Origin of the sequence: Burkholderia sp. 9120, assembly GCF_000745015.1 — a bacterium.
In the GTDB taxonomy this organism is placed as follows: domain Bacteria; phylum Pseudomonadota; class Gammaproteobacteria; order Burkholderiales; family Burkholderiaceae; genus Paraburkholderia.
Map to the genome: position 1 here is coordinate 2,467,096 of NZ_JQNA01000002.1, position 23,174 is coordinate 2,490,269.

The window sequence follows — 23,174 nt, forward strand, 5'->3', positions numbered from 1 at the left end:
CTGCTCACACTCCTGCCGGTGCTTGACGATGCCAGTCGGTCGCGCGTTGGAACGCGTCGGCCACCTGCAGCATCCGGGCTTCATTGAAATAGTTGCCGATGATCTGCAAACCCACCGGACGCTGCGCATTCGCGCCCGCGCCGAAACCGCACGGCACGCTCATGCCCGGCAAACCGGCGAGGCTCACCGACAGCGTGTAGATGTCGGCCAGATACATCTGCACCGGATCGTCGCCCTTCGCGCCGAGGTCCCATGCCACCGACGGCGCGACCGGTCCCATGATCACATCGCACTGCTTGAACGCTTCCTGGAAGTCTTGCGCGATGATGCGGCGAATCTTTTGCGCCTGCAGGTAGTACGCGTCGTAATAACCATGCGACAGCACGTACGCGCCGACCAGAATGCGGCGCTTCACTTCCGGGCCGAAACCTTCGGCACGCGACTTCTTGTACATGTCTTGCAGATCGCGATACTCCGCGGCGCGATGGCCGAAGCGCACGCCGTCGAAACGCGACAGGTTCGACGAAGCTTCTGCCGGCGCGATCACGTAGTAGACCGGGATCGACAACTCGGTTTTCGGCAGCGACACTTCAACCAGCGTGGCGCCGAGCGCTTCGTATTGCTTCAACGCGGCGTCGATCGAGGCGCGTACGTCGTCGGCCAGACCCGCGCCGAAGTATTCCTTCGGCAGGCCGATGCGCAAACCGGCGAGCGGCTTGCCGGCGCTGCCTTCTTGCCACGACTGGCCGAGGTAGCGCGTGTAGTCTTCGTCGTCGCGCACGAGGCTGGTCGAATCGCGCTCGTCGAAGCCGGCCATGGCGTTGAGCAACGTCGCGCAATCCGCGGCGCTACGCGCCATCGGGCCGCCCTGATCCAGCGACGACGCGAACGCGATCATGCCGTAACGCGACACGCGGCCGTACGTCGGCTTGATGCCGGTAATGCCGGAGAACGACGCCGGCTGACGGATCGAGCCACCCGTGTCCGTGCCGGTTGCCGCGGGCGCGAGACGCGCGGCAACCGCCGCCGCCGAACCACCCGACGAACCGCCGGGCACGGCCTTAACATCCCACGGATTCTGCACGGGACCAAAGTACGAATTCTCGTTGGACGAGCCCATCGCGAACTCGTCCATATTGGTCTTGCCCACGCACACCATGCCGGCGTTCTGCAAACGCGCGACCACCGTTGCATCGAACGGGCTTTCGTAGTTCGACAGCATCTTCGAGCCGGCCGTGGAGCGCCAGCCCTTGGTCACGAACACGTCTTTATGCGCGATCGGCAGGCCGACCAGCGGGCCGGCGTGGCCGGTGTGCAGCAGCGCGTCGGCGGCTTTCGCCTGCGCGAGCGTCAGATCGGGATCGACCTGGATGAACGCGTTCAGGCTATTGGCCGCGTCGATCCGCTTCAGATACAACTGCGCCAGTTCGACTGCGGAGCATTCCTTGGCCGCCAGTGCGGCACGCAGTTCGGTCAGACTTTTTTCATGCATTGCGTTTTATCCTGAAGAGCGCGGCAGCGCAGTCGCGCTGCCGTGGAGGCATTCGAGCCCGCTGCGCGGGTCTTACTCGATCACCTTCGGCACGAGGTACAAGCCGTCTTGCACCGCCGGCGCCGGGCGCTGGAAAGCGTCGCGTTCGACCGTTTCGGTCACCGCGTCATTGCGCAGACGCAGCGCGACGTCTTCGATCTGCTCGATCGGATGGGCCAGCGGCGCGATGCCGGTGGTATCGACCGCCTGCATCTGCTCGACGAGGCCGAAAAAATCATTGAGCTGGACGAGCGTGTGCTCAGCGTCGGCATCAGCCAGTTCGAGCCGCGCAAGGTGCGCGATGCGTTTAACATCGGTCAGGGTCAGAGCCATGCAGTCACCGGAAAATGTGGTGGAACGCCGCCGCAAGGAAAAACAATGCTGCGACAGCGGGTTACGACGCTGGAGGAAGACCTCGAAAAAGGGGTCAGCGGCGGCAAAATGTGCCGTCCGTTTCCTTCAAAACATCCAAAATTATAAGGTATCATTACGCGTTCGACCCAAACCCGGACCGACTTACCAAGGCCTTTCGAACAATTCCCACAAGATCGTTCGGATTTCCAACCTGGCTTTGCAACGGCCTCCGGTAGACTCCCTCGCAGCTTCAAGTTCCTGTGGCGCCGCTTCCGCCCGGTTGAAGCTGTTATTTTTTCCGCTGCCGCCCTACGCATACGTTGCGAGGCCCGGCCCCAAGCGAGACAGGATTTTGAATGTTCGGTTTTCTGCGCAGCTACTTCTCCAACGATCTGGCGATTGACCTTGGCACTGCCAACACGCTCATCTACATGCGTGGCAAGGGTATCGTTCTCGACGAACCGTCGGTGGTTTCAATCCGCCAGGAAGGCGGTCCCAACGGTAAGAAAACTATTCAGGCAGTCGGTAAGGAAGCCAAGCAGATGCTTGGCAAGGTGCCGGGCAACATCGAGGCGATCCGCCCCATGAAAGACGGCGTGATCGCCGATTTCACGGTCACCGAGCAGATGATCAAGCAGTTCATCAAGACCGCTCACGAATCGCGTATGTTCTCGCCGTCGCCGCGCATCATCATCTGCGTGCCGTGCGGTTCGACCCAGGTCGAGCGTCGCGCGATTAAAGAAGCGGCGCACGGTGCAGGCGCTTCGCAGGTTTATCTGATCGAAGAACCCATGGCTGCCGCTATCGGCGCCGGCCTGCCGGTGTCGGAAGCGACCGGCTCGATGGTCGTCGACATTGGCGGCGGCACGACCGAAGTCGGCGTGATCTCGCTGGGCGGCATCGTGTACAAAGGCTCGGTGCGCGTTGGTGGCGACAAGTTCGACGAAGCTATCGTCAACTACATCCGCCGCAACTACGGCATGCTGATCGGCGAACAAACCGCTGAAGCGATCAAGAAGGAAATCGGCTCCGCCTTCCCGGGTTCCGAAGTCAAGGAAATGGAAGTAAAGGGCCGCAATCTGTCGGAAGGCATTCCGCGCAGCTTCACCATCTCCAGCAACGAAATTCTCGAAGCCCTCACCGATCCGCTGAACCAGATCGTGTCGTCGGTGAAGATCGCGCTCGAACAAACTCCGCCGGAACTGGGCGCGGACATCGCCGAACGCGGCATGATGCTCACGGGCGGTGGTGCACTGCTGCGCGACCTGGACCGCCTGCTCGCCGAAGAAACCGGCCTGCCGGTGCTCGTCGCCGAAGACCCGCTGACCTGCGTTGTGCGCGGCTCGGGCATGGCGCTCGAACGCATGGACAAGCTGGGCAGCATCTTCTCGTACGAGTAAGCGAGAGCCCGTCTCCATGTCAGTAGCGCGGATCTGGCACACGGCCCCTTGCGGGCCGGTTTGCCATTGGCTGGGTCACCCAGCCTCCGCGCGCTGAACGCGCGTTCCTCGCGCGCCGCCGTCTCACCCAACCGCTCACGCCCCCGGCGCCGACCATGGAATACAGTCCGCCGCCCCTGTTCAAGCAAGGCCCATCCGCCCTCGCCCGACTGGTGTTTTTCGTCGTGCTGGCGCTGGCCCTGCTGATCTCCGACGCACGCTTCAAAACGCTCGAAATCGTTCGCGGCGTGCTCGGCGCGGGTCTTTATCCGTTGCAACGCGCGGCGCTTGTGCCGCGTGACGTCTTCATGGGCGCCGCCGACCTGGCCGTGACCAGCGCCACACTGCGCAGCGAGAACGACAAGCTGCGCACCAAAGATCTGCAACTCTCGCAGCAAGCCAATACGGCCGCCGGACTGGCTGCCGAAAACGCCCATTTGCGCGCGCTGCTGCAACTGTCGCAGCGCTCGGCCACCGAATCGCTGCCCGCCGAAATCCAGTACGACACGCGCGACCCGTTCACGCAGAAAGTGGTGATCGGCCGTGGCGCGCAGCAAGGCATTCAGAACGGTTCACCGGTCGTCAACGAAGACGGCGTGATCGGTCAGGTCACCCGCGTGTTCCCGCTGCAAGCCGAAGTGACGCTGCTCACCGACAAGGATCAGGCCGTACCCGTGCAGATCGTGCGCACGGGTTTGCGTAGCGTGATCTACGGCACGCCGAAGGGCGACACGCTCGACCTGCGCTTCGTGCCGATCAGCGCCGACGTGCAAACCGGCGACGAACTCGTCACCAGCGGACTCGACGGCACGTATCCGCCGGGACTGCCGGTTGCCAAGGTGGTACGCGTCGACAAGCAGGCCGATACGGCGTTCGCGCGCGTGATCTGTCTGCCGATCGCACCGGTGCGCGGCGCGCGGCAACTGCTGGTGCTGCACTACCTGAACAATGTGCCGCCGCGTCCGGCTGAAGAACCCGATGCAGCCACCATCGCCAAAGACGCCAAGGCGAAGAAGGGCAGCAAACCGGCAGACGGCAAGACCGCAGCGGACAAATCGGCACCGGCCAAGTCGAGTGACAAACCCGCAGGCGAAAAAGCTGCGGCCGACAAACCGGCCGCTGCCAGGTCCGCTGAGAAAGCCCCGGCCAAATCCACCGCCGCGGAGAAAAAATCCGCCGCAGAAAAGAAGCCGGCGGCTGACAAGAACGCGAGGCCGCAAGCCACGCCGGGGGCGCAGCCATGAACCGTCCGCAATACATCCTGCAGCCGGTCAATCCGTACTTCATCTCCTTCAGCCTCGCCGCGGCGTTCCTGCTGAATCTGATGCCGTGGGGGCGCCTCATCGGCGTGCCGGATTTCGTCGCGCTCGTGCTGCTGTTCTGGAACGTGCACCAGCCGCGCAAGGTCGGCATGGGCATCGCGTTTTTCCTCGGTTTGCTGATGGACGTGCATAACGCCAGCCTGCTCGGCGAGCACGCGCTGGCGTATACGTTGTTGTCGTATGGGGCGATTACGATCCACCGCCGGGTGCTGTGGATGTCGCTCGGCGTGCAGACCTTCGCGGTCATGCCGTTGCTGGTGGTCGCGCAACTGGTGCCGTTCGTGATCCGTCTGCTGACGGGCGCGGCGTTTCCGGGTTGGGGTTATCTGATCGACGGTTTCGTCGAAGCCGCGCTGTGGCCCATCGCCAGCATGCTGCTGCTGATGCCGCAGCGTCGCCCGGCCGATCCGGACGACACCCGGCCGATTTGACCATGCTTCGAGCCTGCCGGCGGTTCCATTGGAATGGACCCCCACCGCCGGCCCGCTCGACGCGCATCGCTGTTCATGCCTCCCGGTTCCGGCCGGATCAGGCGCACACTCATGATGGCCGTCACCCGGCCTTTTGCAGAATCGCATGACCGAATTCAAGGACACTCAGCAACAGCTCTCGAAGTTCCGCCTGCGCGTCGCGGCGGCGGGCCTGTTCGTGTTCGTCTGCTTCGGGCTGATCGGCGTCCGCTTCCTGTACCTGCAGGTCTGGCACTACAGCAAATACTCGCTGCAGGCCGATGAAAACCGCATTTCCGTCGCGCCGATCGTGCCGAACCGCGGCATCATCACCGATCGTAACGGCGTGGTGCTGGCCAAGAACTACTCGGCCTACACGCTCGAACTGACGCCGTCGAAACTCAACGACTCGATCGAAAACGTGATCGACAACCTGGCTACGGTCGTTTCGATCGATGCCCGCGATCGCCGCCGCTTCAAGAAGCTGCAGGAAGACTCGAAGAACTTCGAGAGCCTGCCGATCCGCACCCGCCTGACCGACGACGAAGTCGCGCGCTTCACCGCGCAGCGTTTCCGCTTTCCAGGCGTGGAAGTGCGCGCGCGGCTGTTCCGCCAATATCCGCTCGGGCCGACCGCCGCGCACGTGATCGGCTACATCGGGCGGATTTCGCAGCGCGACCAGGATCGTATCGACGACGCCAGCGACCAGAACGACAGCGATCCGGACCACTACGATCCGCGTCTGGACGCGAACAACTACAAGGGCACCGACTACATCGGCAAGATCGGCGTCGAGCAGAGTTATGAAACCGAGCTGCACGGCCAGACCGGTTTCGAAGAAGTAGAAGTGACCGCCGGCGGCCGGCCGGTGCGCACCTTGTCGCGCACGCAGGCCACGCCCGGCAACAACCTCGAACTGTCGCTGGATATCGGCTTGCAGCAGGTCGCCGAGCAGGCGTTCGCGGGTCGCCGCGGCGCGCTGGTCGCGATCGAGCCGGCTACCGGCGACGTGCTCGCGTTCGTCTCGGCGCCGAGCTTCGATCCGAATTCGTTTGTCGACGGTATCGACCAGCAGACGTGGGACGACCTGAACAATTCGCCGGATCACCCGCTCCTGAACCGTCCGCTGCACGGTACTTATCCGCCGGGTTCGACGTATAAGCCGTTCATGGCGCTCGCCGCGCTGACGCTGCACAAGCGCACGACGGGCTGGGGCTTCCAGGATCCGGGTTCGTACACGTTCGGCGGCCATACGTTCCGCAACGACGTGCGCTCCGGTCAGGGCTGGGTCGACATGAACCGCGCGATCGTCGTGTCGAACGACACGTATTTCTACATGCTCGCGCACGACCTCGGCGTCAACAACATCGCCAACTTCATGAAGCCGTGGGGCTTCGGCCAGATCACCGGCATCGACATTTCCGGCGAAGCGCGCGGCATCCTGCCTTCAACGGACTGGAAGCGCAAGGCGTACCACAAGCCCGAGCAGCAGCGCTGGTACGAAGGCGAAACGATCAGTCTCGGCATCGGTCAGGGCTACAACTCGTTCACCATTCTGCAGCTCGCGCATGCCACGGCGACGCTCGCGAACAACGGCGTCGTGATGAAGCCACACCTCGTGCGCGACATCGAAAATCCGATCACCAAAGAGACTCGTGCCGTGGTGCGCGATCCGAGCGACAAGATCGCCGTCAAGCAGGCGGACATCGACTTCATCAAGCACGCCATGGCAGAAGTGGTCACCAACGGAACGGCGTCGAAACTGTTTATCGGCGCGCCGTATCAAGCAGCCGGCAAGACCGGCACGGCCCAGGTCTACTCGCTGCAAGGCGCGAACTACAAGGGGCACGCGATCGCCGAGCACCTGCGCGACCACGCGCTGTTCATCGCTTTCGCGCCGGTCGACAACCCCAAGATCGCGCTCGCGCTGATCGTCGAAAACGGTGGCTGGGGCGCGGAATCAGCCGGTCCGATCGCGCGCAAGGTGCTCGACTACTACCTCGTCGGCAAGAACAAGCCGGGCGCTCAGGCGGCGGCGATTGCCGCAGCGGCGTCGGCAACGCAGGATGCATCCGCGCCGGTCGTGGGTGGGGCACCGGCTTCCGAGGAACCCGCCGTGCAGCCGGTCAAGATCGCCGCGGGCTTTACGGCGTTGCCGATTCCCGGTGCGGCTTCGGCGGCGGCTGCTGCCTCGGCGGCTGAGGCGGCTTCCGCAGCGGCAGCGGCGTCGGCGCCTGCTGCTGGTGCTGGCGCTGGCGCTGGCGGTACAGCGACGGCCGCCAAGGGGGCTTCAGCTTCAGCCTCTACGTCCACCTCGACCGCCACAAAAAATCCGGCGCCGCGCAAGCCAAGCGCCCCGCATAAGCCCCGCCCCGCCAGCGAGCCGGCGCCGACCGCCGCCGCGCCGTCGCGGGATGACGGCATTGAAGCCACGTCGCCACGCCAGCCGGTTGCCGGCGGCATCGACGAGTAAGGAGAAAGGCATGCAATTCGACAAGCGCGCCTGGCTCGACCGCATCAAGCAGATGTTCGCGGGCTTCGACCGCCCGCTCGCGTTGATCGTGTTCCTGCTGCTGTGCGTCGGCATCGTGACGCTGTACAGCGCGAGCCTCGACGTCCCCGGTCGCGTGGAAGACCAGTTGCGCAACATCCTGCTGACGTTCGTGCTGATGTGGGGGCTCGCCAATGTGCCACCCACCACGCTGCTGCGCTTCGCGGTTCCGCTCTATACGTTCGGGATCGCGTTACTCGTTGCGGTCGCGATGTTCGGTCTCACGCGTAAAGGCGCGAAGCGCTGGATCAACGTCGGCGTAGTGATCCAGCCGTCGGAAATCCTCAAAATCGCGACACCGCTAATGCTCGCCTGGTACTACCAGCGCCGCGAAGGCGTGATGCGCTGGTACGACTACCTGGTCGGCTTCGTGATCCTCGCGGTGCCGGTCGGTCTGATCGCCAAGCAGCCCGACCTCGGCACCGCCGTGCTGGTGTTCGCGGCCGGTTTCTTCGTGATTTACTTCGCGGGCCTGAGTTTCAAGCTGATCGTGCCGGTGCTGGTGGCAGGGGTGATCGCGGTCGCCGCGATCGCGACGTTCCAGGACAAGATCTGTCAGCCCGAAGTGCAATGGCCGCTGATGCACGATTATCAGAAGCACCGCATCTGTACGCTGCTCGATCCGACTTCCGATCCGCTCGGCAAGGGCTTCCACACGATCCAGGCGGTGATTGCGATCGGCTCCGGCGGACCGCTCGGCAAAGGCTGGCTGAAGGGCACGCAGGCGCATCTGGAGTTCATCCCCGAGAAGCACACCGACTTTATCTTCGCGGTGTTTTCGGAGGAGTTCGGCCTGGCGGGCGGCGTCGTGCTGCTCACGCTTTACATGCTGCTGATAGCGCGCGGGCTGTATATCGCGGCCAATGGCGCGACGCTGTTCGGGCGATTACTCGCGGGCTCGCTGACCATGGCGTTCTTCACCTATGCGTTCGTCAATATCGGCATGGTCAGCGGTATCCTGCCGGTGGTCGGCGTGCCGTTGCCGTTCATGAGTTACGGCGGCACCGCACTGACCACGCTGGGGGTCGCGATCGGCCTCATCATGAGCATCGCGCGGCAGAAACGTTTGATGCAGAGTTAGCGGCGCTTTTTCAGGCGACGTCGATTGAGAAAACAGAAGGGGCGCAGTTCACATTGAACTGCGCCCCTTCTGTTTTTACCGCCTCAGTTGTTACTGCGGTTTCACTTCCTTCTGATCCCGCAACTGCGCGCTCAGCTGCTGATACTTGAGCCGCGCCGCCGGATCGCCTTGCGCCGCCGCCGCTGCGTAATACGCGCGCGCCACGTTCAGATTCTTCTCCACGCCATCGCCGCCGCGCTCATAGAACGAGCCGGCCACGTATTGCGCGGTCATGTCGCCCCCTTGCGCCGCCTTCTTGTACCAGACGAACGCCTGCTTGTTGTCGCGCTCGGTGCCGCGGCCATCGAGGAACTGGTTAGCCAGCGCCAGCTCCGCCTGCACGTGTCCCTGCTGCGCCGCTTTCAGGAACCAGCGGTGCGCTTCGACCGGATCGCGTCCGACGAACTCGCCATCGTCGTACATCTTGCCGTACACGTATTGCGCGTGCGACATGTTGGCGTCGGCGGCTTTGCGGAGCCATTTCTTGCCTTCATCGACATTGGCTGTGGTGCCTTCGCCGTTGAGCAGCATCATCGCGTAGTTGAATTCGGCGAGCCGGCTGCCGCGCTCCGCGGCCTTGCGGAACTCGGTCAGCGCCGCGCCGAGATTGCCGGCGTTGTAATCGGCCACCGCGGTCTGCGTCTCCGGATCGCTCGACTTCACGGCGCCGTCCGCCGCATAGGCCGTCACGCTCACCGCGCCACTCATGATCAACGCCGCGCTCACTGCCCATTTCACGACGACGCCTTGCACCTTCCCCTTCATGACCTCACCTCCTGCAGCGCCTGGCGAGTCGCGCGCAACATCCAGATGACGTCGGCGGCCAGAGCGATAAATCGAAAACCCGCATCGCGATGCTGCTTCGCACTCGCGACGTCCATAGAGAAAATACCGGTCGCAATGCCGGCTTTGTCCGCGGCGCTGACGATACGCGCCATCGCCGCTTGCACGTCGCCGTGCTTCGAATCGCCGAGATGACCGAGGCTCGCGGCCAGATCGGCCGGCCCGACGAACAGACAATCGACGCCCGGCGTCGCCGCGATCTTTTCCACTTCCTGCAAGCCGCGCGCCGACTCGATCTGCACGATGGTCGCGATCTGCGCGTTGGCCGTCTGCACGTAATCGCGACGCATGCCGTAGCCCGCCGCGCGCACCACGCCGGCGACGCCGCGCTGACCGTCGAGCGCATCGGCGGTCGGATATTGGGTGAGACGCACGGCGTGCGCGGCCTCGTCGGCGGATTCGATATTCGGGAACATGAGCGTGCGCGCGCCGGCATCCAGCACGCGTTTGACGAGCCATGCCTCGCTGGCGGGCACCCGCACCACCGGCTCGCTCGGCAGATGCGCGGCGGCGATCGCGCGCAATTGCGACGCGACGTCGCCGCTGTCGTTCGGCGAATGCTCCATGTCGATCAGCAACCAGTCGTAGCCGGCGTGCGCGAGCGCTTCGGCGGCGGCGTCGCTACCAAGCGACAGCCATAAGCCGAACAGCGGATCGGTTTCCTTCAGACGTTGCTTGAGGGGATTGGTGAAGGTGCTCATCGCCGTGCTCCATGGCGTCGACGGTGATCGGACACCTCGCCTGAAACGCGGGACGGCATGCTGGCCGTGTGGGCCAGAGAAAGACCGGGGCTTGCGTTCAGGCGCGGATGGCCTGCAAGCCTGTTGCGACGCAATGCGGTGACCGGCATGTCTCGCTCCGTGTGGTTATCGGAGCGATCATACCGTGACAATAACGGGAGGGTTGGGGCGTCCCTAATAGGGACTTCCTTCAGGACGAAGGCGCCCCGGCGCGATCAGTCGCGGACCACGTCGGCCCAGCAATTCGGCGTCTCGTACAGACGCAGCTTGTGCAGCCGCAGGTTCACGCCGTAGTGCGCGTCGTAGACGTTCGCAAGGATGTTAAACGCGACGGCGGCCAGATTTTCCACCGTGGGAATGCGGTCGAGCACCACGGTCTTATGACCGGCCATGGTTTCCAGAAAGCCGCGCACTTGCGTGTCGCCTTCGAAGACCAGGAACGCGTGGTCCCACTTGTCGACCAGATGCTCGTTGGCGAGCGACTTCACGTCGGCGAAGTCCATCACCATGCCGCGATCGGGCGCGCCTTCGGTGTCGACCAGATCGCCTTGCAGCGTGATTTCGAGCACATAGCGATGGCCGTGCAGATTACGGCACTGGCTGCGGTGGTCGGGGATGCGGTGACCCGCGTCGAATTCGAGTTTTCGTGTAATCGTCAGCACGGCAAATCAGGGAATGTTCAGATACTTGTGGGTCTGCATCGACAGGCGCCATTGCGGATGGCGTTTGCACCAGTCGATCGCGAGCTTCGTGTTGAGATCGCGCGACGGACCGTCCATCGGCTGGACGAGGAAATACTCGAAGTCGAGCTTCGCGTAGTCGGACAAGCGCTGGTTGTCCTGTGGAATCACGACCTTCAGTTCGTTGCCTTTGGTCACGACGAGCGGCGCGTCGGCCTTCGGGCTCACGCAGATCCAGTCGATCGTCTCGAGCACCGGCAGCGAGCCGTTGGTTTCAATGGCGATTTCGAAGCCGGCGGCATGCAGCGCATCGACCAGCGGCGGATCGATCTGCAGCATCGGCTCGCCGCCCGTGCACACCACGAAACGCTCGCCTTCACCTTCCGGCCATTGTGACGCGATCATCTGCACCAGCTCTTCAGGCGTGCGGTACTTGCCGCCGTTCTCGCCATCCGTGCCGACAAAATCCGTATCGCAGAAGCGGCACACCGCGTCAGCGCGATCTTCTTCGCGACCCGACCACAGATTGCAGCCGGCGAACCGGCAGAACACGGCCGGACGCCCGGCATTCGCGCCCTCGCCTTGCAATGTGTAGAAGATTTCCTTGACCGCGTACGTCATGCTGCTTTCTGCCTTTGTGTTCCTGAAAATGGTTGCCTGAATTGCGGTGCTGCGTCACTGCGATGCTGGGTGCTACCTTGGCGTTGGCGCGTCGTGCTGCCGACGCGCCGACCCTCAAGCCATCGACATCAACGTATCAAACCGGCGGCTCGGTGACCTTCTCGCCAGACAGATACGCTTCATACCCACGCTTGCGCAGACGGCACGCCGGGCACTCGCCACAGCCGAAACCCCACGCGTGCAATTCGGAGCGTTCGCCGACGTAGCAGGTATGCGTTTCGACGCGCACCAGCTCGACCAGTTCGTCACCGCCCAGCTCATGCGCGAGGCGCCATGTGTCGGCCTTGTCGAGCCACATCAACGGCGTTTCGAGCAGGAAACGCGTGTCCATACCGAGGTTCAACGCGACCTGCAACGCCTTCATCGTGTCGTCGCGGCAATCGGGATAGCCCGAGAAATCCGTCTCGCACATGCCGCCCACCAGCACTTGCAAACCGCGCCGATAAGCAATGGCCGCGGCGATGGTCATGAACATCAGATTGCGGCCCGGCACGAACGTGTTCGGCAAGCCGTTGGCCGTGGCTTCGATCTCGATCTCGCGCGTCATGGCGGTATCGCTGATCGAACCGAGCACCGACAGGTCGATCATGTGATCGTCGCCGAGGCGGTCGGCCCATGCCGGAAATGCGCGCATGACAGCGTCGCGAAATCCTTCCCGGCATTCGAGCTCGACGCGATGCCGCTGACCGTAATCGAAGCCGAGCGTCTCGACCGTGTCGTAGCGTTCGAGTGCCCAGGCGAGGCACGTGGCGGAATCCTGGCCGCCGGAAAACAGCACCAGAGCGCTACGTTTAGCGTCTTTGCGGATCACCGTGAAACTCCGTGAATGATGAGTGCCACGTCGCGCTGCGCGAGGTGCGCCATGCAAGCAACGCGGCGCGACGCGTGCCGGCACTGTTGCCGGCCCAAAGCAGTATAGGCGGCGCCTTCCGCATGCAGAGTCGCTGGGCGCTTATACCGTTAATCGTCGGGCGAAGGATTCGGCGGGTGTCGGCTTTGCGTTGGCGGCTCGGCCGCGCGGCAGTCAGGCCGCGATCCACGCGACGCACTGATCGTGCAAGTCCTTGAACTGGCGCGATTTTATCACGCGATGCCAAACCTCGCCGCGCGCCTGCCGGTGCATCGGAGCGGCAGGCCGAAGCAACGAGTGCCCGTCAGAAAAGGAAAAGCCCCAGGAATCTTGCGATTTCCTGGGGCTGAATCCTGGTGGCCTGGGACGGAATCGAACCATCGACACGCGGATTTTCAATCCGCTGCTCTACCAACTGAGCTACCGGGCCAACGAAGAACGAAATAATATCAAAGGGTCAGCAGCAGGGCAAGCCCCTTCTCGAAAAAATCTACACGGATCGCGTTTATCGCGCCGCGCGCGGGATTCATTCGCCTTTGTTCTTGCCGAGATCGACGCCGAGCTGCTTGAGCTTGCGATACAGGTGCGTACGCTCGAGCCCGGTCTTCTCCGCGACGCGCGTCATGCTGCCGTTCTCACGCGCGAGGTGATACTCGAAGTACGCGCGCTCGAACGCGTCGCGTGCGTCGCGCAGCGGAATGTCGAACGAGATCGAGGCGGTTTGCGCAGCCAGCGCGCCGCTGCCCATGCCGTCGGTGGAGAGCATCGGCAACGCGGCCGCCGAGGCCACCGCCGACGCACTGACCGGCAGCGCCGGTTTGGCCGCCGCACCGCCCGGCGCACCCGCTGCATTGCCGCGCGCGAGGCCCTGCTCGACCGCCTTCAGCAGCTTCTGCAACGCGATCGGCTTCTCGAGAAAATTGAGTGCGCCGATCTTGGTCGCTTCGACTGCGGTATCGATCGTGGCGTGACCGGACATCATGATCACCGGCATGGTCAACTGACCTTGCGCGGCCCATTCCTTGAGCAAGGTCACGCCGTCGGTGTCGGGCATCCAGATGTCGAGCAGCACCAGATCCGGCGCCTGACGCAAACGGAATTCGCGCGCTTCCTGCGCGTTTTCCGCGGCCTCCACGACATGCCCTTCGTCGCTCAGGATCTCCGAGAGCAATTCCCGGATGCCCATTTCATCATCTACCACCAGGATGGTTGCCATTTACGCTGCCCTTGTCTGCACTGTTGCTTTTGTCTTTCCCTGCGACGCACCACCGTGCGCCGGACGCGGCCCGGCTCCGGGCGCCGCGGCGTCGTCTGCCAACTGAAGGAAGAGGATCGATATCTGCGCGCCTTCGATCACGTCGCCCGCTTTCATGCGATTGCGAATGTCGATGCGCGCGCCGTGTTCGTCGACGATCTTCTTGACCATCGCAAGACCCAGACCCGTACCTTTGGCCTTGGTCGTCACGTAAGGTTCGAATGCCCGTGTGAGGATACGCGCGGGGAAGCCCGGTCCGTTATCCGACACGGTCAGACGCACCGCGACATGGACTTTGCCTTCCGCGTCGGGGTCTCCGTATTCTACTGTCCTCGTTTCGAGCAAGACACGTGGATGCTCGAGTTCGGCTACCGCATCCTGCGCGTTCTGCAGCAGGTTGTGAATCACCTGGCGCAATTGCGTCGCGTCGCCGCGGATCGCCGGCAAAGTTGCGAGCTCCACCTGGATCGCGCCCTTGCCTTCTTCGATACCGTACAGCGTCAGCACTTCGCTGACCAGTTCGTTCAACTGCAAATGCGCGAGCACCGCCGGCGGCGTGCGCGCGTAGTCGCGGAAATTGTCGACCATCTGCTTCATCGCGGCGACCTGGTTGACGATCGTGGTCGCGCCGCGCTTCAACACGTCTGCATCCGACGGCGACAGCTTGTCCGCGAGCTTCATCTGCAAACGCTCGGCGGAGAGCTGGATCGGCGTGAGCGGATTCTTGATCTCGTGCGCGAGGCGCCGCGCGACTTCGCCCCATGCGATCGATCGCTGGGCGGAGATCACGTCGGAGATATCGTCGAACACGACCACGTAGCCCGAGGTCTGCATGTCTTCGGCGTCGCGGTCGGTGGCGGAGACGAGACGCGCGCCGCGCACCAGCAAGGTCAACGGTTCGGTTTCGCCCGGCACCTGAATCGAGAACTGCTGCTGCCAATGACCGCGGTCGTCGTGACCGTCGCCGCTGGCCGCTTCGCGATCGGCGAACGCCTTGCGCACCATGCCGCCGAATTCGCTCAACACGCCGATCTGATCGAGCGCGGAACCCATGGTCGCCTGGAACGGCTGACGGAAAATCCGCTCGGCGCCGCGATTCGCGGTGGTAAGCCTGAATTGCCGGTCGAACACGAACACGCCAGCGGTCAGGTTCGCGAGAATGCTCTCCAGATACGCCTTGGAATGCTCTAGCGCGATCCGATTGTTCTCGACTGCTGCGCGCGCTTCCGACAACTGCCGCGTCATCGCGTTGAACGACTGCGTGAGAAAGCCCAGCTCGTCGCGCGACTTGATTTCGCGCTTCGGCGTGTAGTCGCCCTCGGTCACTTCCTTCGTGCCCTGCGCGAGCAGGAACAACGGCCGTGCCAACTGATTGCCGAGTGCCAACGCCAGCATCATCGCGATGAACGTGGCGAGGAACAGCGCGAGCGTCAGCGTGCCGATATACATCTTGCGCAGACCGGTGCGGCCGAGCGCCTTCTCCTGATACTCGCGATAGGCGCGCTGCACCGCATCCGCATTACGCGCGAGCGTGGGCGACACCGGCTGCGTGAGTTGCAGGAAACGTTCGGTGGGCTGCAGCAGCGCGGCACTCGAATCGGGAATGCGCTGCACGATGCGCAGCCGCAAAGCGCCCTTGCTGCCATGCTCGTTGGGATCGCCGTCGACTTCGCCTTCAATCGCCGCATAGCCGCGACCGCGCGCCTGATCGATCATCAACGGTGTGGGCAGATCGTTCGGCACCAGCGTCGCGTAATTGCTCGAGGCCTGCGCGACGACGTGCATGTCCGGCGTTGCGCCCGACATGCTGCGTGTAGGTTCGACGATCGTCGCGTCCTGCACGCCGAACTGATCGCGCAAGCGCAGCAGCGTGAGCGTGGTGCCGGCGGCATCCGCGCTGGCAATCTGCTCGGACATCAGGCGCCCCTTGGTCTGCAGATCGGACAGCGACGCGTCGAGCATGCCGCGCCCGAGATTCAGGCCTGATGTCAGCGCGGTTTCGACATTCACGTCGAACCACGATTCGATACTGCGCGACACGAACTGATACGAGACCACGTAAATGATCCCGCCCGGCACCACGCCGACCAGCGCCATGAAGAACGCGAGTTTGGCCAGTAGCCGGGTGCCGAACTTACCCTTTCTCAGCCGCGCGATGATGATGATGACGAGCGTCGCCACCACCAGCAGAAAGATCATCGCGACCACGAGGTTGGCCGCGTACAGCCACTGGTAATAGCGGTCGAAGAATTCGGTGTTCGCGCTGGCGGCGGCGAGCAGCACGAGCAACAGCACGGCCGTAACCGCGACCGTCGACACCAGCACGCGCACGACGATGCTGCTGACACTGGTGGTTTGGCGCACTTTATTTAGCACGTTCGGTCACCGTGAAGGTAAAACGCTTCCACTCGGATGAAAGGCTCCAGTCGCGGTTGTTCACCGCGTCGATCTGGAACGGCTTGGGCATCAGCGCGATGTCGAGTTGCATACGCACCGACGCGTTGTACGTCTCGCCGGCGTGCACGTCGTTGCGGTCGATCACATGCCACGACGTGATGTGCTTGATCACCGCGAGCGCATCTTTCAAGGTCTGGAAGCCGAGCTGCAAGCCGCCGGACGACACGCTCGATACACGGTATTCACGCGTGAGCGGCTGGAACGACAGGCGAATGCTTTGCGACACGCTGACCGGCTGCTCGTCGAACCAGTACCAGCGCGGCCGGCTTAATTCGAAGTCGGTCGTGAAGTAAAGCGGAATGCCTTTATTGACCGCGTCTTCGAGATTGCTGTTCAGGTCGAAGTCGAAACGCGCGTCGAGATTCCAGCCGGTGTTGTCCGATTGCAGCGACGCGCGCTGCACCGCGATCGGGTCGGCGTGCGCCGCGCCCGGTGCGGCAAGCCAGACGGCCAGCGCGATCCAGAGCACGGCAGCGAGCCGAAGCGGGAAGAAGCGTTTGATGGTCACCGTTTCTGAAAGCGCGCGTAGAAAAATCCGTCGTGGTCTGAGTTCGCGCCGGCGCGCTCTTCAACGAGTTGTCCGGCAAGGGAACCGGCCGAGGTGTCGGCGGGCGCGCGGGCGACTGAAGGGAGAAGTTGCCCCGGCGCGTCCAATCGTACCGCATCCTGGTACTTGTCTCCAAACCACTGCGCCTGCAACTCGCCTTCTTCGGGGAAGATCGAACACGTAACGTAAAGCAACTCGCCGCCAGTTTTCACGAGCGGCCACAGCGCGTCGAGAATACGGCGTTGTTCCGCGACCAGCGCGGGAATATCCGACGCGCGACGCAGCCAGCGAATGTCCGGATGACGCCGCACGATGCCCGACGCCGAGCACGGCACGTCGGCGAGAATGCGGTCGAACGGCTGGTCGAGGTCGTCATGCCACTGCGCGGGTGCGCCGGCGTCGCCGATACGCACTTCCGCTTCGAGCTTTAGCCGCTGCAAGTTTTCGCCGATACGCCGCGCGCGCGACGCATCGCTTTCGAGCGCGATGAGCTGGAGATTGGCGAGTTCGAGCAGATGACCGGTCTTGCCGCCAGGCGCCGCGCAGGCGTCGAGCACGCGCATGCCGTCGCGCACGCCGAGCAGCGGTGCGGCGAGTTGCGCGCCGGCGTCCTGCACCGAAACGATGCCCTCGCTAAAGCCGGGAATGCGGTCTACCGGCATCGGCGTGGCGAGCTTGACGGCATAGTCGCCGGCTTTGCTCGCGGAAATGTGATGGTTCTGCAGCACTTGCAGATAGGCGTCGACCGTCGAGTGACGGGCGTTCACGCGCAAGGTGAGCGGCCCTTGCGTGTTGCCGGCGGCGAGCACCGCCTGCCAGGCATCCGGCCAGGCGCGTTTCACCGCGTCGATCCACCACGACGGGTAGTTCCAGCGGGCCACTTCGTCGGCTTGCGCAGCGGCGAGCAGGGACTCGCGCTCACGCAGGAAACTGCGCAGCACCGCGTTGACGAGCCCCTTGGCAAATGCGAATTCACGCCGCGCGCTGATGGCGCCGACCGCCTGATCGACCACCGTGAACGGCGTGTACGCGGCGCTCGCTTCGTCGTCGACGAGTAGCGCGAGCGCGCAGGCAAGCACATGACCGACGTGCGGCGGCGGCGCTTTCTTCACCAGCTTCGCGATCAGCCACTCGGCGGTGGCGAGACGCCGCATCGTGCGGTACGCGATGTCCTGCACCGCGCCGCGCGCGGCGGCGGCAGTGCCTTCAGGCGCGGAGACGAAGACGGCTTGCAGCGCGGCCGGCAAAGCCGCGCCGAGACGCACGGCGCCGACCGCCTGGCCCGCGCAGTCGAGCGCGAACGCGAGCGATTCGGGCGCAAGGTGCAGCAGCGACAAACGGGATTCGCGCGGTCGCGTCGATGGGGAAGCAGAACGCGAAGAAGGCTTTGGGGTCATGAAGAAGGCAAAGACAGGCCGCACGGTACGCGCGACGCAAACAACACTCATTGTAGCGTGGCGAGGCGCGGCGCCCGGTGCTCGCAGCGCTCGCAGGCATTTGGCCGCGGCCTCGAATAAAAAAGGCGAGTCCGTGGACTCGCCTTTCATCGCAGCGCGTAAGCGCCGCGCGGTGTTATTCGAAGCGCCCGGTACGCGCCATTTCCATCAACCGCGCGACGCGTTCTTCGGTAGCCGGGTGTGTCGAAAACAGCTTGCCAATGCCACCACCCGACAGCGGATTCATGATCATCATCTGCGCGGTGGCCGGATGCTGCTCGGCGACCGGGAACGGAATCCCGCTTGCATAGCGATGAATCTTGTCGAGCGCCGAAGCGAGCGCTTGCGGATCGCCCGAAATCTGCGCGCCGCCACGGTCCGCTTCGAATTCGCGTGCGCGCGAAATCGCCATCTGAATCAGCGCGCCGGCGATCGGCGCCAGCAGCGCAACCGCGATACCCGCGATCGGATTCGTGGAACGGCCGTTTTCGTCGCGGCTACCGAAAAACATCGCGAAGTTCGCCAGCGCTGAAATCGCGCCCGCCATGGTGGCCGACACCGTCGAAATCAGAATGTCGCGGTGCTTCACGTGCGCCAGTTCGTGCGCCATCACGCCACGCATTTCGCGCTCGGACAGCACGCGCAGAATGCCGGTGGTGGCGGCAACCGCCGCGTGCTCCGGGTTGCGGCCCGTGGCGAAGGCGTTCGGTGCGTCTTCGTTGATCAGGTAGACGCGCGGCATGGGCAGGTTCGCGCGCGTGGCGAGCTCGCGCACCATGCGGTAAAACTGCGGCGCGCTGGTTTCGTCGACTTCCTGCGCGTTGTACATGCGCAGCACCATCTTGTCCGAGAACCAGTACGAGAAGAAATTCATTCCCAGCGCGATCACGAGCGCGATCATCATGCCGCGCGACCCACCGATCATTCCGCCGATCACGATGAAAAGGGCCGTGATCGCGGCCATCAACATCGCGGTTTTGACCCAATTGAACATGTCTGCTACTCCTTGCCCTAACGCGGGGTTCATATCTGCGCCGCATCATGCGACGCCTGATTGTAAGCTAATTGTTAGATATGGGCGCGCGTGGAAAATTCAATCATCTTGATGCGGTGGCCAGCTTGATGCCCAAGCCGACAAAGGCGCTGCCGACGCCGCGATCCAGCCATTTCTTCAGCGACTGCTTGCCGGAGAAACGCCGCGTCACGCTACCGGCGATCCAGGCGACGAAACTGTTCCAGAGCATGCTCATCACCACGAACACGGCGCCGAGCGTGAGGAACGCAAACGCTTTGTGGTCGCTGCCGGCCGTCACGAATTGCGGGAAGAACGACACGAAGAACAGCACCACCTTGGGGTTCAGCACATTGGTCCAGAAGCCTTGCAGGAACAACTGCCGCAATGACTTGGCGCCGCCAGCCGCACGCGCTTCGCCCGCGGCCTGGTCCGCTGCCGGTTTGGCCAGAAGCAGCCGCACACCGAGATACATCAGATAAACGGCGCCGACAAACTTGATGACGGTGAACGCGGTGGCCGAGGCGGCCAGCAGCGCGGTCAGGCCGAACGCGCAGGCGAGCGAATGAACGCAGCAGCCCGCCGAGATGCCGAGCGCGGACATCAATCCCGCACCGCGGCCCTGTGCGACGCTGCGGCCGACGATATAAGCGGTATCCGGTCCGGGCGTCACGTTCAACAGAAAGACCGCGACGATGAAAAATTCGAAATGGGTGATGCCGAACATGAAAATCCTCGAAACGTGGGCGACTGCATGGAGGATTCTAACGCGCGGCAGGGTCGCGGCGGAGGCCTTGACCATCGGCCGAACGGACGATGTTCAAGGCCCGTACCACCCTGTTATTTTGCTTCGGGGAGTTGGAAACGCTGTCCCACGGCCAGCGTCGAGCCGGCCAGAAATTCGCGCACCGGCAGGCGCTTGCCGCCGGGTTTCTGCAACTGCGTGAGACGCAGCGCACCTTCGCCACAGGCCACCAGCACGCCTTCGGCGAACACTTCGGTGATCGTGCCGGGTGCGTTGTCGCCCTCTGCGCTGGCGGAAATCGCGGGAACCGCCGCCCAGATTTTGATCGAGGTGCCGTCTTCCAGCGTGCCGAGCCCGCCGGGGAACGGGTCGAACGCACGGACCTGGCGCGCGAGGACCGTGGCCGGGCGGCGCCAGTCGAGCGCGGCTTCCTGCTTGCCGATCTTTTCCGCGTAGGTCACGCCGTCCGCCGGTTGCGGCATGGCGGCCAGCTTGCCGCTGCGCTCAAGCTCGATCAGCGCCTCGACGATCAGCTTCGCGCCGTCTTGCGCCAGACGGTCGTGCAACGTGGCCGTGGTGTCGTCGCCGGAAATAAAGGTGCGGGCCTCCGAGATCATCGCGCCGGTGTCGAGGCCAACGTCCATCTGCATCAGCGTAATGCCGGTTTCAGCGTCGCCTGCTTCGATCGCGCGGTGGATCGGCGCCGCGCCGCGCCAGCGCGGCAGCAACGAAGCGTGAATGTTGATGCAGCCCAACCGCGGAATATCGAGCACTTCCTGCGGCAGGATCAGACCGTAAGCGGCCACGACCATCACGTCATGCGGCGTGGCGCGCAGTTTTTCGATCGCGGCGGTCGCCTCTTCGGGATACTTGCCGGCGCGGCGCAACGAAGGCGGTTGCGCGACAGCCAGCCCGTGCTCCTCGGCGTAACGCTTGACCGGGCTCGCCTGCAATTTCATGCCGCGCCCGGCCGGACGGTCCGGCTGGGTCAGTACGAGCGGCACCGGAAAGCCGGCGCTATGGATCGCGGCCAGTGCGGCCGCGGCGAACTCCGGCGTACCGGCAAAGATGACGCGCAACGAATGACTCATGGACGGGGACAGGTGGCGAAGTGGACGCGCATTACATCGCGTGGGCGAGCTTTTTCATCTTGCTCTTGATGCGCGTTTGCTTCAGCGACGACAGGTACTCGACGAACACGCGGCCCATCAGGTGATCCATTTCGTGCTGGATGCACACCGCGAGCAGGCCTTCGCAATCCAGCTCGAAGGTTTCGCCCTTCTCGTTCAACGCCCGCACGCGCACTTGCTCGGCGCGCTCGACATTGTCGTAAATACCCGGCACCGACAGGCAACCCTCTTCCGACAGCTTTCTTTCGTCGCTCGACCAGATGATTTCCGGGTTGATGAACGCGAGCAGTTCGTTGTGATCGTCCGACACGTCGATCACGATCACGCGCTCGTGCACGTCGACCTGGGTCGCGGCAAGGCCGACACCGGGCGCGGCGTACATGGTTTCAGCCATGTCTTTGACGAGGCGGCGAATGCGGTCGTTGACCGCCGCGACCGGCTTCGCGATCTTGTGCAGCCGTTTGTCCGGGTAATTGAGGATGTTCAGTAAAGCCATGATCTTGAGTGTGTTTTTAGGCGCCGCTGACCGTTGTGAGGCCCGCGTTAGCCATTCGGCCAGGTTGTGGACGCGCCGCGTTACGCACAGGATAGATGGTGTCGAACCGGTTCGATTCAACGCGCCAGGTGCGCTAGACGACGAGCCCGCGCGGGTGGGCGCGGCGCTGCAGTTATTTCGGATGATGAAAATTTTAGCATGGCGCCCGCCTGCCCGCTGGCCCTGCAGGAGGATCGACTCGCAATGCACAGCTTGCCTGCAACCGATTTTGAAATCGCCGCCTGGCTGCGGCTTTCGCTCGCGCCCGGTCTGAAACCGGCGGCGCTGCGCCTGTTGTTGACCGCTTTTGGACTGCCGGAAGCGATTTTCGACCAAACACCGGCTGCGCTGGCAGCGGTCGCCGGCGAGGCCGCGGCGCGCGCGGCGCTGGCGCCAGCCGGTCCGGAATTCGACGCCCAGCTCGACGCCGTGCTCGCATGGCGCGAACTACCCGGCAACCAGGTCGTGATGCTCGACGACCCCGCCTACCCGCCCGCGCTGCTGACCATGCCCGATCCGCCACCGCTGCTATATATAAAGGGCCGGCTGGATCTGCTGCATACGCGGGCGGTAGCACTGGTGGGCAGCCGCAGCGCGACGCCGCAAGGCGTCGAAGACGCGGAGCGGTTTGCGCGGGCGTTGTCGGCAGCCGGCGTGACCATCGTGTCGGGGCTGGCGCTCGGCATCGACGGGGCCGCGCATCGGGGCGCCCTGGAAGGCGTCGGCGGGACGGTTGCCGTGATCGGCACCGGTGCGGACCTGGTGTACCCGTCGGCGCATCACGCGCTGGCGCGGCAGATCGCGGTGCAGGGCGTGATTCTCTCGGAATGGCCGCTCGGTACCCCCGCGCGCGCCGCCAACTTCCCGCAGCGCAATCGGCTGATCGCCGGATTGGTCAGCGGCGTGGTGATCGTCGAGGCGGCGATGCGCTCCGGCTCGCTGATTACCGCGCGGCTGGCCAACGAAATGGGACGCGACATCTTCGCGTTGCCGGGATCGATTCACGCGCCGCTGTCGCGCGGGTGTCATCGGATCATCAAGCAGGGGGCCAAGCTGGTGGAGACGCCGGACGAAATACTGGAAGAGCTCGGCTTCACGCAACGACCAGCCGCCAAGGGCGGTTCGGCGGCATCGCTACACGCGATTTTCGGCGACGGGGCTGAACAGCCGGGCGCGCTTCCTCGCGCCGGGGCGACCCTGGCGACGGAACACGCGGCCACTCGCGAGGACGCCGCCCACGCAGCCACACGAGCAACCGCGTCATCCGCCCGTCCGCCGAGCGCCGAGGCTCAGCAACTCCTCGCCGCGCTCGGCCATTCGCCCACCACGCTTGAAATTCTTGCCGCTCGCACCGAAATGGAGGACACCGCTTTACAGACCACCTTGCTGCAACTCGAACTCGCCGGCCAGGTGACGATGCTGCCCGGCGGCCGCTTCATGCGTGCAAGCCACGACCGACCTCGTCTTGACCAGGGTTGACCACTCTCGCGGATCGAC

The 23,174-nt window shown here is 64.0% G+C and carries 21 protein-coding genes and 1 tRNA gene; 6 read left to right on the plus strand and 16 right to left on the minus strand.

Features of this window, described 5'->3' with window-relative positions; all coding sequences use genetic code 11:
- Nucleotides 1-4 precede the first annotated feature (4 nt).
- Both gatA and gatC read right to left on the minus strand, forming a co-directional pair.
- Nucleotides 5-1,492, minus strand: coding sequence for an Asp-tRNA(Asn)/Glu-tRNA(Gln) amidotransferase subunit GatA (gatA, locus tag FA94_RS19165; protein ID WP_035554111.1), 1,488 nt, complete (start codon nucleotides 1,490-1,492; stop codon nucleotides 5-7).
- 72 nt (nucleotides 1,493-1,564) lie between these two features.
- Entirely contained in the window at nucleotides 1,565-1,864 is a 300-nt protein-coding gene (gatC, locus tag FA94_RS19170; protein WP_035554113.1) for an Asp-tRNA(Asn)/Glu-tRNA(Gln) amidotransferase subunit GatC, read from the minus strand.
- A 377-nt stretch (nucleotides 1,865-2,241) separates the two neighbouring features.
- On the opposite strand from gatC, the gene FA94_RS19175 reads away from it, so the two are divergent.
- The 5 genes from FA94_RS19175 to rodA all read left to right on the plus strand — a co-directional run bounded on the left by FA94_RS19175 (nucleotide 2,242) and on the right by rodA (nucleotide 8,727).
- The gene (locus FA94_RS19175) at nucleotides 2,242-3,285 is read left to right on the plus strand and encodes a rod shape-determining protein (protein WP_004189550.1); all 1,044 of its coding nucleotides are present in this window, start codon (nucleotides 2,242-2,244) and stop codon (nucleotides 3,283-3,285) included.
- Between the two features lie 155 nt (nucleotides 3,286-3,440).
- Entirely contained in the window at nucleotides 3,441-4,568 is a 1,128-nt protein-coding gene (gene mreC, locus FA94_RS19180; protein ID WP_035554114.1) for a rod shape-determining protein MreC, read from the plus strand.
- On the plus strand, nucleotides 4,565-5,077 hold the full coding sequence (gene mreD, locus FA94_RS19185; RefSeq protein WP_035554115.1) for a rod shape-determining protein MreD: 513 nt from the start codon (nucleotides 4,565-4,567) through the stop codon (nucleotides 5,075-5,077). Before mreC ends, mreD begins: the two co-directional genes overlap by 4 nt.
- Before the next feature lie 145 nt (nucleotides 5,078-5,222).
- Complete coding sequence (gene mrdA / locus FA94_RS19190) at nucleotides 5,223-7,568, plus strand: penicillin-binding protein 2 (protein ID WP_035554117.1); 2,346 nt, start codon at nucleotides 5,223-5,225, stop codon at nucleotides 7,566-7,568.
- A gap of 10 nt (nucleotides 7,569-7,578) precedes the next feature.
- Nucleotides 7,579-8,727 carry a rod shape-determining protein RodA gene (gene rodA / locus FA94_RS19195; RefSeq protein ID WP_035554118.1) on the plus strand — a complete coding sequence of 383 codons (1,149 nt, stop codon included), beginning with the start codon at nucleotides 7,579-7,581 and terminating at the stop codon, nucleotides 8,725-8,727.
- Nucleotides 8,728-8,817: 90 nt separating this feature from the next.
- Here the strand turns inward: rodA and FA94_RS19200 are convergent, their stop codons facing one another.
- The 14 genes from FA94_RS19200 to def all read right to left on the minus strand — a co-directional run bounded on the left by FA94_RS19200 (nucleotide 8,818) and on the right by def (nucleotide 21,638).
- Complete coding sequence (locus tag FA94_RS19200; RefSeq protein ID WP_035554119.1) at nucleotides 8,818-9,531, minus strand: tetratricopeptide repeat protein; 714 nt, start codon at nucleotides 9,529-9,531, stop codon at nucleotides 8,818-8,820.
- Nucleotides 9,528-10,310: an HpcH/HpaI aldolase family protein gene (locus FA94_RS19205; RefSeq protein WP_035554121.1), complete on the minus strand. Its 783-nt coding sequence runs from the start codon at nucleotides 10,308-10,310 to the stop codon at nucleotides 9,528-9,530. Before FA94_RS19205 ends, FA94_RS19200 begins: the two co-directional genes overlap by 4 nt.
- A 254-nt stretch (nucleotides 10,311-10,564) precedes the next feature.
- Entirely contained in the window at nucleotides 10,565-11,008 is a 444-nt protein-coding gene (gene queD / locus FA94_RS19210) for a 6-carboxytetrahydropterin synthase QueD (protein WP_105511731.1), read from the minus strand.
- A gap of 9 nt (nucleotides 11,009-11,017) precedes the next feature.
- Nucleotides 11,018-11,650 (minus strand): 7-carboxy-7-deazaguanine synthase, encoded by a 633-nt coding sequence (gene queE / locus FA94_RS19215; protein WP_035554123.1) that lies wholly within the window; start codon nucleotides 11,648-11,650, stop codon nucleotides 11,018-11,020.
- A 136-nt stretch (nucleotides 11,651-11,786) separates the two neighbouring features.
- Nucleotides 11,787-12,521 (minus strand): 7-cyano-7-deazaguanine synthase QueC, encoded by a 735-nt coding sequence (gene queC, locus FA94_RS19220; protein WP_035554124.1) that lies wholly within the window; start codon nucleotides 12,519-12,521, stop codon nucleotides 11,787-11,789.
- Nucleotides 12,522-12,914: 393 nt separating this feature from the next.
- Nucleotides 12,915-12,990 (minus strand) — tRNA-Phe (locus FA94_RS19225).
- 96 nt (nucleotides 12,991-13,086) lie between these two features.
- Nucleotides 13,087-13,776 (minus strand): response regulator transcription factor EsaR, encoded by a 690-nt coding sequence (gene esaR / locus FA94_RS19230; RefSeq protein ID WP_035554125.1) that lies wholly within the window; start codon nucleotides 13,774-13,776, stop codon nucleotides 13,087-13,089.
- Entirely contained in the window at nucleotides 13,777-16,191 is a 2,415-nt protein-coding gene (locus FA94_RS19235; RefSeq protein ID WP_035554127.1) for a sensor histidine kinase, read from the minus strand.
- Nucleotides 16,181-16,780: a DUF4390 domain-containing protein gene (locus FA94_RS19240; RefSeq protein WP_035554128.1), complete on the minus strand. Its 600-nt coding sequence runs from the start codon at nucleotides 16,778-16,780 to the stop codon at nucleotides 16,181-16,183. Before FA94_RS19240 ends, FA94_RS19235 begins: the two co-directional genes overlap by 11 nt.
- Nucleotides 16,777-18,216 carry a 16S rRNA (cytosine(967)-C(5))-methyltransferase RsmB gene (gene rsmB, locus FA94_RS19245; protein ID WP_035554129.1) on the minus strand — a complete coding sequence of 480 codons (1,440 nt, stop codon included), beginning with the start codon at nucleotides 18,214-18,216 and terminating at the stop codon, nucleotides 16,777-16,779. Before rsmB ends, FA94_RS19240 begins: the two co-directional genes overlap by 4 nt.
- A gap of 175 nt (nucleotides 18,217-18,391) precedes the next feature.
- Nucleotides 18,392-19,249 (minus strand): zinc metalloprotease HtpX, encoded by an 858-nt coding sequence (htpX, locus tag FA94_RS19250; protein ID WP_035554131.1) that lies wholly within the window; start codon nucleotides 19,247-19,249, stop codon nucleotides 18,392-18,394.
- Between the two features lie 103 nt (nucleotides 19,250-19,352).
- Nucleotides 19,353-19,994: a LysE family translocator gene (locus tag FA94_RS19255; protein WP_035554132.1), complete on the minus strand. Its 642-nt coding sequence runs from the start codon at nucleotides 19,992-19,994 to the stop codon at nucleotides 19,353-19,355.
- Nucleotides 19,995-20,107: 113 nt separating this feature from the next.
- Complete coding sequence (gene fmt, locus FA94_RS19260; RefSeq protein WP_035554134.1) at nucleotides 20,108-21,103, minus strand: methionyl-tRNA formyltransferase; 996 nt, start codon at nucleotides 21,101-21,103, stop codon at nucleotides 20,108-20,110.
- Nucleotides 21,104-21,134: 31 nt separating this feature from the next.
- Complete coding sequence (gene def / locus FA94_RS19265; RefSeq protein ID WP_035554135.1) at nucleotides 21,135-21,638, minus strand: peptide deformylase; 504 nt, start codon at nucleotides 21,636-21,638, stop codon at nucleotides 21,135-21,137.
- A gap of 243 nt (nucleotides 21,639-21,881) precedes the next feature.
- On the opposite strand from def, the gene dprA reads away from it, so the two are divergent.
- A complete protein-coding gene (dprA, locus tag FA94_RS19270; protein WP_035554136.1) occupies nucleotides 21,882-23,156 on the plus strand; it encodes a DNA-processing protein DprA in 1,275 nt (424 codons plus the stop codon).
- The last annotated feature ends 18 nt before the right edge of the window (nucleotides 23,157-23,174 follow it).